The organism is Paraflavitalea soli, assembly GCF_003555545.1.
GTDB classification, from domain to species: domain Bacteria; phylum Bacteroidota; class Bacteroidia; order Chitinophagales; family Chitinophagaceae; genus Paraflavitalea; species Paraflavitalea soli.
Genome location: NZ_CP032157.1, coordinates 5,012,194 through 5,028,249, shown reverse-complemented (window position 1 = coordinate 5,028,249; position 16,056 = coordinate 5,012,194). Strand labels below are relative to the sequence as shown.

11 protein-coding genes are annotated in these 16,056 nt (G+C 46.8%); 8 read left to right on the top strand and 3 right to left on the bottom strand.

The window, feature by feature from the left end:
- Window positions 1-264: 264 nt before the first annotated feature.
- From atpG to lysA, 3 genes are all read left to right on the top strand, one after another.
- Window positions 265-1,146 (top strand): ATP synthase F1 subunit gamma, encoded by an 882-nt coding sequence (gene atpG, locus D3H65_RS18830; protein WP_119051790.1) that lies wholly within the window; start codon window positions 265-267, stop codon window positions 1,144-1,146.
- A gap of 86 nt (window positions 1,147-1,232) precedes the next feature.
- On the top strand, window positions 1,233-2,330 hold the full coding sequence (gene scpB, locus D3H65_RS18825; protein WP_119051789.1) for an SMC-Scp complex subunit ScpB: 1,098 nt from the start codon (window positions 1,233-1,235) through the stop codon (window positions 2,328-2,330).
- Window positions 2,331-2,406: 76 nt separating this feature from the next.
- Window positions 2,407-3,621 (top strand): diaminopimelate decarboxylase, encoded by a 1,215-nt coding sequence (gene lysA / locus D3H65_RS18820; protein ID WP_119051788.1) that lies wholly within the window; start codon window positions 2,407-2,409, stop codon window positions 3,619-3,621.
- A gap of 138 nt (window positions 3,622-3,759) precedes the next feature.
- Here the strand turns inward: lysA and D3H65_RS18815 are convergent, their stop codons facing one another.
- Window positions 3,760-4,338, bottom strand: a complete 579-nt coding sequence (locus tag D3H65_RS18815) for a hypothetical protein (protein ID WP_119051787.1) — start codon at window positions 4,336-4,338, stop codon at window positions 3,760-3,762.
- 520 nt (window positions 4,339-4,858) lie between these two features.
- Here D3H65_RS18815 and D3H65_RS18810 point away from each other — a divergent pair.
- Genes D3H65_RS18810 through D3H65_RS18800 form a run of 3 tightly spaced genes read left to right on the top strand, consistent with a single transcriptional unit; the run spans window position 4,859 to window position 8,350 of the window.
- Window positions 4,859-6,463 carry a C1 family peptidase gene (locus D3H65_RS18810; protein WP_119051786.1) on the top strand — a complete coding sequence of 535 codons (1,605 nt, stop codon included), beginning with the start codon at window positions 4,859-4,861 and terminating at the stop codon, window positions 6,461-6,463.
- Window position 6,464: 1 nt separating this feature from the next.
- The gene (locus tag D3H65_RS18805) at window positions 6,465-6,950 is read left to right on the top strand and encodes a DUF4442 domain-containing protein (protein WP_119051785.1); all 486 of its coding nucleotides are present in this window, start codon (window positions 6,465-6,467) and stop codon (window positions 6,948-6,950) included.
- Window positions 6,947-8,350: an MBL fold metallo-hydrolase RNA specificity domain-containing protein gene (locus D3H65_RS18800; RefSeq protein ID WP_119051784.1), complete on the top strand. Its 1,404-nt coding sequence runs from the start codon at window positions 6,947-6,949 to the stop codon at window positions 8,348-8,350. The genes D3H65_RS18805 and D3H65_RS18800 overlap by 4 nt, the downstream gene beginning before the upstream one ends.
- Before the next feature lie 1,071 nt (window positions 8,351-9,421).
- Here D3H65_RS18800 and D3H65_RS18790 read toward each other — a convergent pair.
- Window positions 9,422-10,114 (bottom strand): LytR/AlgR family response regulator transcription factor, encoded by a 693-nt coding sequence (locus D3H65_RS18790; RefSeq protein WP_119051782.1) that lies wholly within the window; start codon window positions 10,112-10,114, stop codon window positions 9,422-9,424.
- Complete coding sequence (locus D3H65_RS18785; RefSeq protein ID WP_119051781.1) at window positions 10,111-10,515, bottom strand: Hpt domain-containing protein; 405 nt, start codon at window positions 10,513-10,515, stop codon at window positions 10,111-10,113. The genes D3H65_RS18790 and D3H65_RS18785 overlap by 4 nt, the downstream gene beginning before the upstream one ends.
- A gap of 80 nt (window positions 10,516-10,595) precedes the next feature.
- On the opposite strand from D3H65_RS18785, the gene D3H65_RS18780 reads away from it, so the two are divergent.
- Both D3H65_RS18780 and D3H65_RS18775 read left to right on the top strand, forming a co-directional pair.
- Complete coding sequence (locus D3H65_RS18780; protein ID WP_119051780.1) at window positions 10,596-12,731, top strand: hybrid sensor histidine kinase/response regulator; 2,136 nt, start codon at window positions 10,596-10,598, stop codon at window positions 12,729-12,731.
- Window positions 12,732-13,071: 340 nt separating this feature from the next.
- On the top strand, window positions 13,072-16,029 hold the full coding sequence (locus tag D3H65_RS18775; protein WP_119051779.1) for a SusC/RagA family TonB-linked outer membrane protein: 2,958 nt from the start codon (window positions 13,072-13,074) through the stop codon (window positions 16,027-16,029).
- Window positions 16,030-16,056: the final 27 nt, after the last annotated feature.

The following is a 16,056-nucleotide window of genomic DNA, read 5'->3' as shown; positions in this document are numbered from 1 at the left end:
AATAACAGGTTCGCATCCTGGGGGTAGTTTATGAGCTGACTGCTTGCGAACCAACGCTTTAATCTCATAATCACCCCCTTTTGCCAGGGCTTTGATGAGCCGTTTTCCAATATAGCCGGTTTCTTATCCCATTCCATACCGGAATTTTCCACAGCGGGATGGAAATCCGGACGCTATGCGCTACCTTTGCCGCCGATTAAAAAAGGGTCAATGTTGTCCTTAAAACAACGTTTTTTTTAAAGCAAACTTTTCAACCCTCCATACATGGCAGGCCAATTAAAAGAAGTTCGAAACAGGATCAAGTCGGTACAGAATACCCAGCAGATCACAAAAGCCATGAAAATGGTGAGTGCTGCCAAATTGCGTAAAGCACAGGATGCCATCATCCAAATGCGTCCCTATGCACGCAAATTGCAGGAAGTGCTGAGCAATATCGTGAGCAGTGCAGATGGTGAAGTAGGTATCAACCTCGCAGTAGAAAGGCCTGTTGAAAAAGTATTGCTGATCGTGATCACCAGCGACCGTGGTTTAAGTGGTGCTTACAACGCCAATGTGATCAAGCTGGCCAAAGCGACCATCGCTGAAAAATATGCTGCCCAGGCTGCCAAAGGCAATGTGCACATCTGGAACATTGGTAAAAAAGGCTTTGAACATTTCTCCAAGAACAAGTTCAATGCTGATGAAACATACAAAGATATTTTCCTCCACCTCACTTTCGAAAATGTACAAGCCTGCGCCCAGGCCGCTGTAAAAGCTTTTGAAAGTGGACAGTTTGACGTGGTGGAATTGGTATACAGCGAGTTTAAAAATGCTGCTACCCAGCATTTTACCCTCGAGCGTTTCCTGCCCATCCCCAAAGTGCAGCAGAAAGAAGGCGCTAAAAAAAGCGACTTCATATTCGAACCTTCCCAACAGGAGCTCATTGCAGAATTGATGCCCAAGATCCTCAATACCCAGCTGTTCAAAGCAGTGTTGGATGCGCATGCTTCCGAACATGGCGCCCGCATGACAGCCATGGATAAGGCTACCGAAAATGCCAATGAGTTATTAAAGAGCCTCAAGATCTCTTACAACCGTGCCCGCCAGGCTGCTATCACTACCGAGCTCACAGAAATCGTGAGTGGAGCTGCCGCCTTGCAGGGATAATAGTTTATTGTTTATTGAATGTAGTTTGTGGTTATACCAGATTACAGCAACCAGTAACCATAAAGCAAAAAACATAAACTGCCAGTATGGAAATCGGACATCTTATACCACACATTGAGGCCCTCATTTTTGCCAGTGAGAAGCCATTGACAGGGTTGGAGCTTACAGAGCTCATCAACAATGCCTTTGGTTTCATGGAAGATAAGATCGTATTGGACCAGGTGGAGTCTGCTTTGGAAGGTATCGTAGAAAAATACAGGTCAGAGTTTTATCCCTTTGAAGTGCGCGAAAGCGGCGGCGGCTGGCAATTCCTTACCAAAAGAGATTACCATAAAACAGTAGCCCAGCTCAATGGCGATAAGTTCCTCAAACGCTTATCCACGGCTGCCCTCGAAGCCCTTTCCATTGTAGCTTACAAACAGCCCGTTACAAAAGCTGAAATAGAAGCCATTCGTGGTGTGAGCAGTGATTATGCCATCCAGAAATTACTGGAAAAAGAACTCATTGTCATCACAGGCCGCAATGAGAAAATGCCTGGCCACCCCCTGGTATACGGCACCTCCAAGAACTTCATGGACTACTTCGGTATCAATTCGGCCGAAGACCTGCCCAAACTCAAGGAAGTGTTTGACGAAACCATGGTCAGCGCTACCAATGTCACCGACGCCATTGCAGAACAAGCTGCACACGATACTGCCAACGCCGCTGAAGCGGATGCAGAAGGAACAGACGATGCCTCTGCACTGGCAGTAGCTGAAAATGGCGAGTTGATTGAAGGTGTAACGGAAACAGCCGAAGGCCACCTCAATGGCGAAGTTGTTGATTTTGTGGCTGGTGAAGAAGATACAGAAGCAGCCGGCGAAGAAACGCCTGCTACAGAAGATAGCCCTGAAGAGCCCGAAGAAGAGGCCGGCGAAGAAGAAAGCGATGATGACAGTGACCAGGAAGAAGGAACAGAAGATGAAGAAACCAGTGACGGGGAAGAAGAAGAGGGAGACGACGAAGAGGACGGAGAACAAGACGACGAGGACGCCGATGAAGAAGAGGAAGATGAAGAAGAGGGTGACGATGAGGACGAGGATGACCTGTACGAAGAAGAGGACGGTTCAGAGGACGAAGCAGGCGAAGAGGAAGAAGGTGCAGAAGACGATGAGGACCAGGACGAAGAAGAGAAACACAAGTAGAAGCAATATTGTTTTTTGAGATACAAATGTCACAGCTTAGGCTGTGACATTTTTTTTACCAGTATATTCGCACACTATGTCACAGCATCTTACAAAAGAATATTTAACCCAACTGGCCGCAGAATTCGGCACTCCACTGTACGTATACCACGCAGAAAAGATCAAAGAGCAATACCAGAAGCTCACCACTGCTTTCAATAAAAGCAATACCGTATTCTTTTATGCCTGTAAGGCACTGACCAATATTAATATTCTTAAATATATATGTTCTCTCGGCGCCAATGTAGACTGTAGCTCCATCAATGAAGTGAAGCTGGCCCTCCATGCGGGTTTCCCGCCGGAACGTATTCTGTATACTTCCAATGGAATCGCCTTCAGTGAAATAGCAGAGGCCAAAGAGTTGGGCATCATCATTAACATCGACAGTCTTTCCAATCTCGACAAATTTGGTCAGCAATACGGCCATAGCTATCCTGTAGGCCTTCGCCTCCGTCCCAACATCATGGCGGGTGGTAACCTCAAAATATCTACCGGCCACGATAAAAGCAAATTCGGTATCCCCGTCGATCAGATCGACGAGATACTGGCCCTCGTAAAAAAACACAACCTCCGCATCAGCGACCTGCACATTCATACCGGCAGCGAGATCAAGGATGTAGAAGTGTTTGTAAAAGGTATTGAAGTATTGTTCGATATCGTTCCCCAGTTTAAAGAGCTGGAATTCATCGACCTGGGCGGTGGCTTCAAAGTGCCCTACAAGGACGGTGATGTTGAAACCGATATCAACCTCCTGGCACAAAAAGTAGGGGAAGCATTTGCTGCCCATCCCAATCCAGGTGGCAGGCCTTTACAGGTTTGGTTTGAACCTGGAAAATTCCTCGTAAGTGAGTGTGGTTATTTCGTTACGCAGGTGAATGTGATAAAGCAAACTTCTGCCGCCACTTTTGTGAGTGTAGACAGCGGTTTCAACCACCTCATTCGCCCTATGTTCTATGATGCCTACCACCATATTGAGAACATCAGCAATCCTGGTGGTGAAAAGAAAAAGTACTCCGTAGTAGGTAACATTTGCGAGACCGATACATTTGCCTGGGACCGTACCCTCAACGAAGTACGCGAAGGCGATTACCTCGTGTTCAGGAATGCCGGCGCTTATGGTTTTGAAATGTCTTCCAACTTCAACGCCCGTTACAAACCTGCTGAAGTATTGGTGATCGATGGCAAGGCCCACCTCATTCGCAAACGCGATGAATTTAAAGACTTGCTGCGCAACCAGGTGGAAGTAATATAGCTCAACTCGGAACTCCCGACTCAGAACTTCCGACTATAAACAACAACGGGTCTCTCTTCCTACGGAAAAGACCCGTTGTTGTTTTCAGATCATATACTTTCCCTCATTGCCCTGGTGCCTCGTTGACCCAATGCCTTCTTACCCCACATAGGTATAATCAATCCTGATGCCCCTCAGCAGGCGTACATCTTTCTCACTGGGTTTGCCCGTTCCGTATACTTCAATGAAGTATAAATATTTGTCTTTGATCAATCCACCTGCATCAAAGTGATCAATAAACTTCGCTACAAAATTATCCGGGGCTAAAGTGGCTGGCGGTAAGAAGTCGATGGTAACTTCTACCTCACCACTGGGGCAATGGTGATCAATGCTTTTCTTCAATATGAAGAACTGCATATCTTCTGTGCTGGTATTCTTATAATAGACAGTCACTGATTTTATCACAGCATTCACCGGTAAAGGAAGTGCTGCTACCAGTGCCGTTCCCGTTGTTACCGTTTGCCGGCCTTCCTGAAAATGATCTATATATCCCAAATTGCTTTCAGATGGAAAGAAGAAACGTGAATCTATATACACTACATGCGAACCTTTGCTTCTCAATACTGGAGCTGTTTTAATTGCTTTGGCAGCGGCTTTTACTGCTTTTTTGGGTGCAGCGGCTTTGGGGGGCGGAGCTTTTTTTACCGCCTTTTTGGAGGTTTTCTTTTTTAGAGCCATGGTACTTTTTTTAGGTTATATGGTGACGATGAAGCGGCAAGTTACCTCCTTTGAAGTACGCGTAAAATACCACGATGTGGTAAAAAATACGTCCCAACAGCAGTCAATACATGCCTGAGACGCACCTCTCTTTATCTAAAAACCGGTTGGTTTTCTTCCTCCATTGTTCGTTGCCTCAATGCCTTGTTGCCTTCACTCCTTTGCATCATTCTTTCAAAAACCATAGCCCCACCGGAAATCCGGCAACCGTTCTTTTTCGTACATACCCCTATAAAGCTTTTCTGGAATAATGATCTTTACTGCTGGGTTTTCAGAAGAACTGCACCTTAATCGTGTGGTTCTTTTTTTTATATAAACCCAATCAAAGCAAACGCATCACAGCCTCAATCCACGCCGCCCACACTTCCACTCGTGCATTCCACTTCCTTTGCGCGATACCTGTCCGTGAAATCTGTATTATCCATCCGCTCCATCCGCGATTTTCTTGTTACTTTTAATATAGAACCAAAATTTACTACATATGCCTATACGTATGACCGATGATCCACAGGATCAACAAGATAGTAGTAATGACAGCGGCGGCGGTGGCGGCCGTTCCAATTTCCCCGGTGGGGGAGGAGGGGGTGGCCTGTTGGGGCTCTTACCCCTGCTCCTGGGCCTTTTCAAAGGCAAGGGTATTTTGTTTTTACTCGTCATCGGTGTAGGCGCTTACTTCCTCCTGGGAAGAGGCGGCGGTGGCTGCAACCTGAGCCAGGTGGCACAATTGGCTACCGGTGGATTCCTGGATCCCCGCCAGTTTGAAAAGGCAAGTATCTATGAACCCCTCGCAGAAGACGATAACAAAAATCCCCTTCCGGAAAGCGCCAACCTGCAAAAGTTTGCGCCCGCTGTAGGTAACCAGGGTCAGCAGGGTAGTTGCGTAGCCTGGAGCAGTGCCTATGGCGCCCGTACCGTACTGGAAGCAGCCCGTACCAACGAACCGGGCGACAACCTGCGCTTTAGCCCTGCTTTCCTTTACAATCAGATCGGTCTCCAGGGCTGTCAGGGTTCCTATATCATCAGGGCCATGGAATACATGACCAAACAAGGTGCTGTAGCGTACGATAAATTTCCTTATTCCGACCAGGATTGCACCCGGCCACCCAGCCAGCAGTTGATCCAGGAAGCAGCCCAGTATAAAATGCGCGGCTTTAACCGCCTTTCCCAGGGCGATCGTACAGATGTTATTGATATACGGGCTATCCGGGAAAATCTTTCCCAGGGAGCCCCTGTGGTGATCGGTATGATGGTAGGGCCCAGCTTTATGCAACCCATGCAGGGCAGGGACCTTTGGGAGCCCGAACAAGGTGACCAATCCATGATGGGCTTTGGTGGCCACGCCATGTGCGTGGTAGGATACGATGACCGTAAATATGGTGGCGCCTTTCTCCTGATGAACAGCTGGGGTCCCGAATGGGGCAACAACGGATTCGCCTGGGTACGTTACGGCGACTTCAGAACTTTTGTACGCGAAGCATATGGATTGGAGCCCATGGCTAAAATGGGCGCTGCCGCCAACCAGCCTTTTGAATGTGAGATCGGGCTGGTGCCTGTAGCAGAAGAAAATGGGAAGATGGTGCCCAAAGGGTATGTTCCCCTCAGGCTCACTGGTAATAATGTTTTTGAAACCACTGCTCCCTTACAGCCAGGCAGCCGTTTTAAGATAGAAGTAAAAAACAGCACCGAGTGCTATATTTATGTATTCGGCAAAGAAACCGATGGCACCAGCTACACCTTATTTCCCTATCCAAGCAAAGACGATCCGAAGAAAACAAAATACGCACCTTTCTGTGGCATCACCGGCTATCGGCTTTTTCCAAAAGATAAAAGCATGACACCCGATAGCATTGGCAAACGTGATATCATGGCCGTGGTGGTGAGCAAAGAACCCCTCGATTGGTATGCGCTCAACGAACAGATCAGCCGCAATCCACAATCAGATTATGCCACCCGGTTAAATACCGCTTTGTCCGGCCGCATCGTCCGGAATGTACGTTTCGACAACACCGACAAAGGTACCATGCACTTCAATGCAGGCGGCGATGAGAACAAAGTAGTCGCTACCATTGTTGAAATAACCAAGTGATATGCCGTCTACCGCCCAAACGTTTATACAACTCATGAAGCATCCTGTGAAAAGCAGGATGTTCTTATTGGCTAAGCTGCCTGCAGCCTTTTTTTCAGGCGTACGCATCAGGGAAGTGAGCGAAGCGAAGTGTGCGGTAACAGTACCGTATAAATGGTTTTCACAGAATCCTTTTCGTTCCACCTACTTTGCCTGCCTGGCCATGGCTGCCGAACTGTCTACCGGCGCCCTGGCAATGATACAGGTGTATAAACGCACACCCGCTGTTTCTATGCTCATCGTTAAGATGGAAGCCAGCTACTTCAAAAAAGCTACTGGCATTACTACCTTTACCTGTGCTGATGGAATGGCATTAAAAGCAACCGTTGAAAGAGCCATCGCCACCGGCGAAGCTCAATCCCTCGTTACCCGTTCATCCGGCGTTAATGACCAGGGAGAATCCGTAGCTGAACTTTTATTTACATGGTCCTTTAAAACTAAAAAATGAAGATTGCATTCCATGGCGCTGCCCGTACCGTTACCGGTTCCAAACACCTGTTGTCTTTAAATAATGGAAAAAAATACCTCCTCGATTGTGGTATGTTCCAGGGTATGGGCCACGAAACCGATGCCCTCAACAGTACCTGGGGTTTTGATCCCAGGGAAGTTACCCACCTCATTTTATCCCATGCCCACATAGACCATAGCGGGTTGATCCCCAAACTGGTCAAGGATGGCTTTAATGGAAAAATATTCTCCACACCCGCTACCAAAGATTTGTCAGCCCTCCTGCTCGAAGATTCTGCAGGCATACAGGAAAACGATGTTAAATATGCCAATAAGAAAAGAGCCGCCGAAGGACAGCCCTATATAGAACCACTCTATACCAAAGAACATGCCTGGGCTGCAATGGACCTTTTTGTGACTGTGGATTATGGCGATTGGTATACCATTGATGAAAATGTGGAGGTGATGTATACCGATGCGGGCCATATCATTGGCAGTGCTGCCGTGCACCTCCGCATTAAGGAAAACGGGAAAACCACCCGCCTTACTTTCAGTGGCGATGTAGGCCGCTACCGCGATGTGATATTGAAATCTCCCGCCAATTTTTCACAGGCAGATTATATCCTGCTCGAATCCACCTATGGCAATAGCCTTCATGATGAACAAACTACTACCCCCGATCAGCTATTGCAATGGATCGAGAAAACCTGCCTGCAAAAGAAAGGCAAGCTCATCATGCCTGCCTTTAGCGTGGGAAGGACCCAGGAACTCCTGTATGCATTAAACCAGTTGGAGCTGGAGCGTCGTTTGCCTAAGCTGGATTATTTTGTAGATAGCCCACTCAGTATTGAGGTCACCGAGTTGTTAAAGAAATTCCCTCAATACTTCAATAAGCATATTCAACAGGTATTGCGCACAGATAGTGATCCTTTTGCTTTCACCGGCCTGAAGTATGTAAAAACAGTGGAACAATCCAAGCTGCTCAACTTCCGCAATGATCCTTGCGTCATCATCTCCGCCAGCGGTATGGCCGAAGCAGGCAGGGTCAAGCACCACATCAGCAACAATATTGAGAATAGCCGCAATACCATTTTGCTGACTGGTTATTGTGAGCCTATGTCCCTTGGCGGCAGACTTATGTCAGGGGCAAAAGAGGTAGGTATCTTTGGCGTACGTCATGAAGTGAATGCCGAAATAGGCGCTATCCGCAGCATGAGTGCCCATGGCGATTATGAAGACCTGAGCCAGTTCCTCGCCGGCCAGGATCCTAAGCTCGTCAGGAAATTATTCCTCGTACACGGAGAATATGAAGTACAGCAGGCATTCAAACAAAGATTAATTAGAAAAGGATTTCTGGATGTAGAGATTCCCGAACGCCATAGTGAGATCGGGTTGGGTTAGTCTGTCCGGTTAACCTTATCGGTTGTCAGCTGAGCCTGTCGAAATTCACTTGTCAGGCTGAGTTTGTCGAAGCCATACTTGTCCAATCTAAAGGAGCCTGCCGAAGCCTGTTACTGCCGTGAACTTATCAAAGGTGGGTCGCCTTCCCAAGGCGGCTCACCTTTTGTCTAAAAAAAAGCATCCCTTCCTCTTAATCCAGGTCCGGTTCACACAAAAGAAAAAGCTGCTTCACGGAGCAGCTTTAAAATTCTTTACTGTGGGTCGTCAAACGTTCTTACTTAACCTGTTAAGCCTTATAAGGGTTCATCGAATATTGAATGTGTTGGCCATCATAGACATTGGCAGAGGTTTTCCTTCGAGGAGATTACATGCTATTCATCAAGTCTTTCCAGGGATGGTTGGATCGGGTGGCGACCCCGTGTGGCCGGCCTGAGATGCAGTCCCGGGGCAGGTCTCCGGGAGCTTTCAACAAAACAAAGATGCAGATTCTTTTTACTTTAACCTATTTTTTTCGCTAAAGAGTGGTGTAACGTCGTTTTTTGGAAGTAAGACTTGGTTGGACAGCCTATAAAAAGAAGCAACCGAACCAGGTGGTTCGGCTGCTTCCAATGAAATCCTGGGTAGATGGGTAAAGGCTGGAGCATTTTACCCATTAGTTTTCATACTGTACGGACTTCATTTGCGTAACTAAGAGTATAGAGATAACCGTCGCAATTAATATCTTTTACTATAAACAGTTGCTTTTGGCTGGTGATTTAGTGTTCCGTTCTTGCTGATACAAAGGTGTAAAAGGAATGGCAGGGGGGGAAGTTTTTTAGTGTTTTGGACCCTTATAACCGGCGAAATGACCCAATTCTTCGATAAGTAGAACCGGGGCAACACGACCCGAAATGGTCAAAATAGACTAAGGAGCTGATTGCTAATTGATTGCCCTTTCGAACGGAGTATATTACTCCAAGGTTGTCATTTCGAACGGAGCGCAGCGGAGTGAGAAATCTGTTATCGAAGCACACCTTGTCCCGCTCCGCGGGACGTGTATTTTGCTAATACCTAAAAGCTAACACCTAACCCCTAAATAATATTCAACCGCTTCATCACCTCGCTGCGGTGGGCTTTACTGATGGGGATCTCATTACCCTTAATATAAAGGTCATTTTCGCGGATATCGTCAATCTTCGTGATGTTGATGATGTAAGAGCGGTGCACTTTAATAAAACAGCTCCTGTTCACTTTCTCTTCCAGGTTCTTGATCGTATTGTGCGTTACATACTTTTTATCACCTGTTACAAACTTCACATAATCTCCCATACTCTCAATGTACAGGATATCATCATTATTGAGCCGTACCAGTTTCCCGTCACTTTTAATGAATATATGGTCTGTGGCTGTACTGGTAATATTATTCTCTGGTGTGGCAGTGGTAAGCTTTTGTAAAGATTCCAGGAAACGCTGGTACGTAAAGGGCTTTTTCAGGAAGTCCGTTACATTGTATTCAAATGCGTCATACGCATATTCCGATTTTGAAGTGGTAAGCACTACTTTGGGGAAATAGGCCAGTTGATCCAATAGCTCAAAACCCGTGGCGCCGGGCATTTCTACATCGAGGAATAAAAGATCTACTGCATGTTGGTTAAGGTATACCAGCGCTTCCTGTACATTGGGGAAATGCGCCTGTACATCTATTTGTCCACTTTTCTCGCAGCATTTAGCCAGGTAGTCGGCAGCTACCTGCAGGTCTTCAACTATTACACACTTTAAGTTCATAGCGGATTGGCATTAAAATCTTTCAACTTGCGATACTCTGCTTCTAAAACCAGCTTCCCTTCTTCTAAAGAGGCGATCAGGTTTTTATATCCTGCTTTTAGTTCATCTTTTTCCGTCGCTTCCTGGCAGGCGTCTTCAAATGCGCCACAGATCTGCTGAATATCAGTAAGCCCCACAAAACCAAAGGCCGGCTTCATCTTATGCACCCCCTTCTTCAGATCAGTAATATCACCCCCTGCATAAGCCACCTGGATGGATTCAAAATCCTGGTCAAAATGCTGCAGCGTCACCGAAAACACTTCTTCTATATAAGAATAGTCATCTGCATACAGGCTGAACAGGTAATCACTGTTTATTTTTTCATTGAAAATGAATTGCTTAGATAGGGTGGGCTGGTTCATAGGAAATAGATTTTCGATTTTTTCGTTACATAACAAGTCCGGAAACCCGTTTTGTTACAAATGCCTAATCCAATAACTCTATGAAGCAGAAATTATTATATCTGGGGTGGTCAATTTACCGGGATATTGTGTTTTCAGGCCTGCAGGAGGGGATCACCAAAGACCAGCGTAAAAAGATCATCGGCTTCAACCAGTTTATCCTCCTGGCATTACTCGTTAACTTCTTTTCCGTTGTCTCTTACTTTTACCACAAATTATATATCAGTGCCCTGATCAATATTACATCAGCCTACTTTTTCCTCCTCGCCTTTTATTTTGGGTCCCGGCGAAAACTAGAGACAGGTCGTATTATAGCAGTCGTAAACCTCAACCTTTACCTCATTGTCATTAGTTACATCGAAGGACTCAAAGCAGGTGAATATCTTTTTTACTTTCCTTACTTCCTCGTGCTCACTTTTGTGGTGAGTATACGGCGCAACTCCAGGGAGTTGTTCATTGTATATACCATTACCGTTATAGCCTCGCTCATCTGTCTTAAACTATCTCCTTATACCAACACCGTACAGGTCATCAATGATGCCTTGTACACCCGTTTGTACAGCAGTAACCTTGTTATATCCCTGTGCATGACCATCATTTTCTCTTATTCCATCCTGCGTGTCAACAAGGATAATGAAGTAGCGATCATGCAGGAGAAGAAATTCGGAGACACTATTTTCAATACCTCACTCGATGGCGTATTCATTATATTCAGCCAGTCAGGCATTATTGCCAGTTGCAACCACCGCGCGCTTGAACTCTTTGATGTACAGGAAAAACGCGAGATAGAAGGTTCCCATGTAGAGAACTGGTTTGATGAAGACCATGTGCGTCGTTTCAACTCCATAGAAAGGACCGTATCCGATGGTACCCAAAGCTGGCAGGGAGAGCTTGCTTTCACCACCCAAAAGGGCCGTACTTTTCACGGTTATGTTAGCCTGGCGCCTTTTTCTTACAAGGACATTCGCTATACCAAGATCAGTATCCTCGATGTGTCGCATGTGAAGATGACCGAATTTGAATTGATGAAGGCCAAGGAAAAAGCAGAAGTGGCAGCCAAGGCCAAATCGAGGTTTCTGTCCAATATGAGCCATGAGTTGCGTACTCCTTTAAACGGGATCATTGGCGCTTCCAATCTCCTGGTGCAGGAAGAGCACCTGCCTTCCCAAAAAGCCCACCTCGATATCCTGAAATTCTCATCCGAGCATATGATGATGCTCATCAATGATATCCTCGACTATAATAAAATAGAAGCAGGTAAGCTGGAGTTGGCAGAAGCACCCGTCAACATCAAAGAATTTATACAACAGGTGTCTACCCAGTTTGCTTCACAGGTGAAAGCCAGGGGACTCGAATTCAAAACAGATATTGATGACAGGCTCAATGCCGAGTTCATTACCGACGAAACACGCCTCAACCAGGTACTGAGCAACCTCTTGTCCAATGCCATCAAATTTACCCATGCCGGTAAGATCACCCTCGCCGTGCGCAAGTTGTTTGCATCCAGTACCAAAGCCACCATCCAATTCATTGTGATGGATACCGGTATTGGTATCCCCAGGAATAAACACCGTGAGATCTTTGAGACTTTTACCCAGGCCGATGTAAACACCACCCGCAAATATGGCGGGACCGGGTTGGGCCTCGCCATTACCAAAAAGATCGTCAACAAGTTCAACAGCGATCTCCTGCTCGAAAGCGAAGAAGGTAAAGGCAGCGCCTTTCATTTTACTGTCGAATTGAAGATCAACGAAAGCAGGCCCCGCTATATCCATGAGGAAAACATCAGCCAACTTACCCAGTTGCCAGGCGTTAGGGTTCTCATTGCAGAGGACAATCCTGTCAACCTGGCCATCGCCAGGCGCTTCCTCGCCAAATGGGGCATCGAGGTAAGCGAAGCTGCCAACGGCAGGGAAGCTGTAGACAAATTCCGGAAACAGGAATTTGACCTCCTTCTCATTGACCTCGAAATGCCCGAAATGGATGGCGCTACTGCACTGCGGGAGATCCGCAAACTCAACAACAATATCCCCGTGGTGGCATTTACCGCCGCCGTATACGATAATATGCAGGAAGACCTGCTCCAAAAGGGCTTTACCGATTTCATTCACAAGCCATTCCGCCCGGTCGAACTACATGCAAAAATAAATTACCTCGTTGCTGCTTTGAGGGCTTAGCAGTCCCAGCGATCTCATTCCGATCCTTCGGGTGCCAAATTGGACAGTTCAACCAATAATTCTAAGGGTCCATCCAAGTGCTGTTTTGCCACCCATCCATTAACTGCATATTGCAGTATATACCTGTTTTCCGGTAGTCCGTAGGCAGGTGTTCATTAGCGGTATTCGGTTATCCTTTTGGGTAAACCTGTGCCTGAATTATCATTTTGTTGTCATGATAAGTTAATAGGCGTTTTCCTATGCAAGCGGTTAAAAAAAATGATCAGCGCAGCAGCACAAGACTATTTTCATGCCTCTTAATATAGGCCAACTAACATTTTAGCCATCTAAAACACTTCTTATGAGGAAAATCTTATTGCATTTCCTTGCAATGTTCATTACTATCTACTCATTCGCACAATCAAAGAACATTAATGGGCGTATCGTTGACGAGAAGGGAGAGCCCGTAGCATTTGCCTCAGTAAAAATTAAAGGCGCACGTACCGGTGTGGCAGCCGATGCTGCAGGAAATTTTACAATTCGTGCCGCCATTGGCGATGTTTTGGTCATTTCTTCCGCCGGTTCGGCCGATAAAGAGGTAACCGTTACCGATGTGCCGTTGATCAATGTTCAACTGGCGCGTGGCCAGGGCGCTCTCACCGAAGTGCTGGTAACTGGGTATAGTACCCGCTCAAAGCGTGCTTCGGCCGGTTCGGCCAGCGTCGTAGCCATAGATGAGGTCCGAACACAGCCTGCCGCTTCTTTTGATCAGTTGCTGCAAGGCCAGGCCACCGGTGTTAATGTGAGGAGCGGTACCGGCCAGCCAGGCGCTGCCGCCGAGATCCTGATCCGTGGCCGTGGTTCCATCACAGGATCTACCGCCCCACTATACATAGTGGATGGCGTTCAGATCAACTCAGCCGATTTTGCCACCCTCAACCAGGGCGACTTTGAAAACATTTCCATTTTGAAAGATGCTGCCTCTACTTCCATCTATGGCTCGCGTGGAGCAGGTGGCGTTGTAGTCATCACTACACGCAGAGGACGTGCCGGGGCCGTTCGTTTTAACTATGACGTACAATACGGTCAAAGCAAATGGCCTCGTCAGAAACTTAAACTGATGAATACCCAGGAAAAGCTGGCCTATGAAATAGATCGTGGTAACCCCAACGGTTGGTCCCAGGCCGATTTTGACAGTTTAAAAAATATCAATACCGATTGGGAAGATGTTTTCTTTCGTACCGGTATTACCCAAATGCACCAGTTAAGTGCTTCCGGAGGTAATGATCGTACCAGGTTCTACGCTTCTCTCGGGTACTTGAATCAATCTGGTGTGGTACAAGCTACTGATGTGAAAAGATATACCGGCCGCATCAACCTCGAAAGCGGTACCGAACAGCTCCGTTTCGGGATAAATGCTTCTTTTGGGTACTCTATCCTGAACAATACTTCCGAAAATAACCAAAGCATCGTTTCTCCACTCAATGGTATCCGCTGGTCATTGCCTTATTTCACCCCCTACGATAAGGATGGCAAATACCTGCAGGATCCTACCCCTTCGGGTCAGCCCAATCCTTTGCAGGAGCTGCTGGAAAACAAACGCCGCTTCCCTCAGTGGAAAGGGGTAGCCAATGCTTTTGTTGAATACAAACCCACCTTTGTAAAGGGATTCACCCTGCGCACCAATTGGGGCTTTGATTACACCCAAAATGAAAGAGAGGTCTACAGCGCACCGGGTACCAGTGCCGGTAAACAGGCCCAGGGAGGTCAGGGTAGCTTGCTGCGCTCGTTCGACCGCAATTTCCGGTACGTGGGTACCAACTCTATCAATTACAAAAATACTTTTGGCGATCACGACATCAGCGCCACCATTTACCAGGAAATACTGGAAAACGATTTTAACCGGTTCAACTTTACGGGCTTTGGATTTACCCTGCCATTCCCCAATGAAGCAGGTATTACCGATGGAACAAGAGATAATGGATATATCCCTGTAGTGGCAGGAACTGGTACCAATAATTCATTGGTATCCTACTTTGGTGAAGCGACTTATGGGTATAAGAACCGCTACTTTTTCCAGGCAGGCTACAGGCGTGATGGTTCGTCGCGCTTTGGTACCAATAACAAATGGGCCGATTTTTACAATGTAGGAGCCAGCTGGATAGTTTCCGATGAATCTTTCTTCGAATCCTTGAAAACAATCTTTGACCAGGTCAAAGTAAGAGCCAGTTATGGTACCGTGGGTAACCAATCTGGTATCGCCGATTTTGCTTCCAGGGCCTTATTCGGTAAGATCAATTATGGCGGTACTACCGGATTGGGGCTGGCCTCACCCGGTAATCCCGATCTCCGGTGGGAAACCAAGCAAACCCTCAACCTGGGTATTGAGTTTGCCCTGTTGAACAACCGCATCAGTGGTTCAGTAGAATATTACAACAGCCTTACCAAAGACCTGTTTTATAACAAAACGGTGTCTATGACTTCTGGTTTTGCCACCGTACTCTCCAATGCAGGCCGTTTGCGCAACAGAGGTATAGAAGTAAGCCTGCGTGGTGTTCCTGTTAGCACACGCAATTTCAGCTGGACCATCGATGGCAACTTCACCTACAATAAAAACACCATTCTCGAACTCGGCGCCGGCGGCGAAGACAATGTATTGGTGAATGATGGCGTCAGCGTATTAAAAATTGGCAAGCCCCTCAATACCCTTTATTTGGTTAAATATGCAGGTGTTGATCCCGCCAACGGCGATGCCCTCTATTATGACAAGGATGGTAAAATAACCAAAGACTTTACAGCCGATAACAACACCTACCTTGGTACCGCTGATGCCCCTTACTTTGGTGGCATTACCAATACCTTCCGGTACCAGGCCCTGGAACTTCAGGTGTTCTGGGTATTTGCATTGGGCAATGAGTTGTACAATAATGACCGGTTCAACGTAGAATATCCCGGATATCCCGCTTCCAGCCTTTCCAAAGACCTGTTGCGCGAATGGCGTCAACCAGGCGACAGGACCGATATTCCACGTGCTGATGCCAGCGTGTACAACCTCGATAAAACCACCCATTTTGTAGAAAATGGCAGTTACTGGCGGTTGAGAAATGTGCAGCTCGCTTATAATTTTTCAAAAGGATTGCTGAGTAAAATAAAGATCAATAGCCTGCGTGTGTTTGTACAAGGCCAAAACCTGTTCACTGGTACCAAATACAGGGGGTATGACCCTGAAGCCCCGGTTTCAGGAAGCTCGGTGCTGAATGCAGGAGCCCAATACCCTTCTCTCAAAACAGTAACAGCAGGTATCAACATTGGCTTTTAATCAACAGGAATTGCTCAATTAAAAAAA

Coding starts and splice junctions, on each gene's coding strand:
- lysA (WP_119051788.1), top strand. CDS start 2,407: ATGTCACAGCATCTTACAAAAGAATATTTAACCCAACTGGCCGCAGAA.
- D3H65_RS18775 (WP_119051779.1), top strand. CDS start 13,072: ATGAGGAAAATCTTATTGCATTTCCTTGCAATGTTCATTACTATCTAC.
- D3H65_RS18805 (WP_119051785.1), top strand. CDS start 6,465: ATGCCGTCTACCGCCCAAACGTTTATACAACTCATGAAGCATCCTGTG.
- D3H65_RS18800 (WP_119051784.1), top strand. CDS start 6,947: ATGAAGATTGCATTCCATGGCGCTGCCCGTACCGTTACCGGTTCCAAA.
- atpG (WP_119051790.1), top strand. CDS start 265: ATGGCAGGCCAATTAAAAGAAGTTCGAAACAGGATCAAGTCGGTACAG.
- D3H65_RS18780 (WP_119051780.1), top strand. CDS start 10,596: ATGAAGCAGAAATTATTATATCTGGGGTGGTCAATTTACCGGGATATT.
- D3H65_RS18815 (WP_119051787.1), bottom strand. CDS start 4,338: ATGGCTCTAAAAAAGAAAACCTCCAAAAAGGCGGTAAAAAAAGCTCCG.
- D3H65_RS18810 (WP_119051786.1), top strand. CDS start 4,859: ATGCCTATACGTATGACCGATGATCCACAGGATCAACAAGATAGTAGT.
- scpB (WP_119051789.1), top strand. CDS start 1,233: ATGGAAATCGGACATCTTATACCACACATTGAGGCCCTCATTTTTGCC.
- D3H65_RS18790 (WP_119051782.1), bottom strand. CDS start 10,114: ATGAACTTAAAGTGTGTAATAGTTGAAGACCTGCAGGTAGCTGCCGAC.
- D3H65_RS18785 (WP_119051781.1), bottom strand. CDS start 10,515: ATGAACCAGCCCACCCTATCTAAGCAATTCATTTTCAATGAAAAAATA.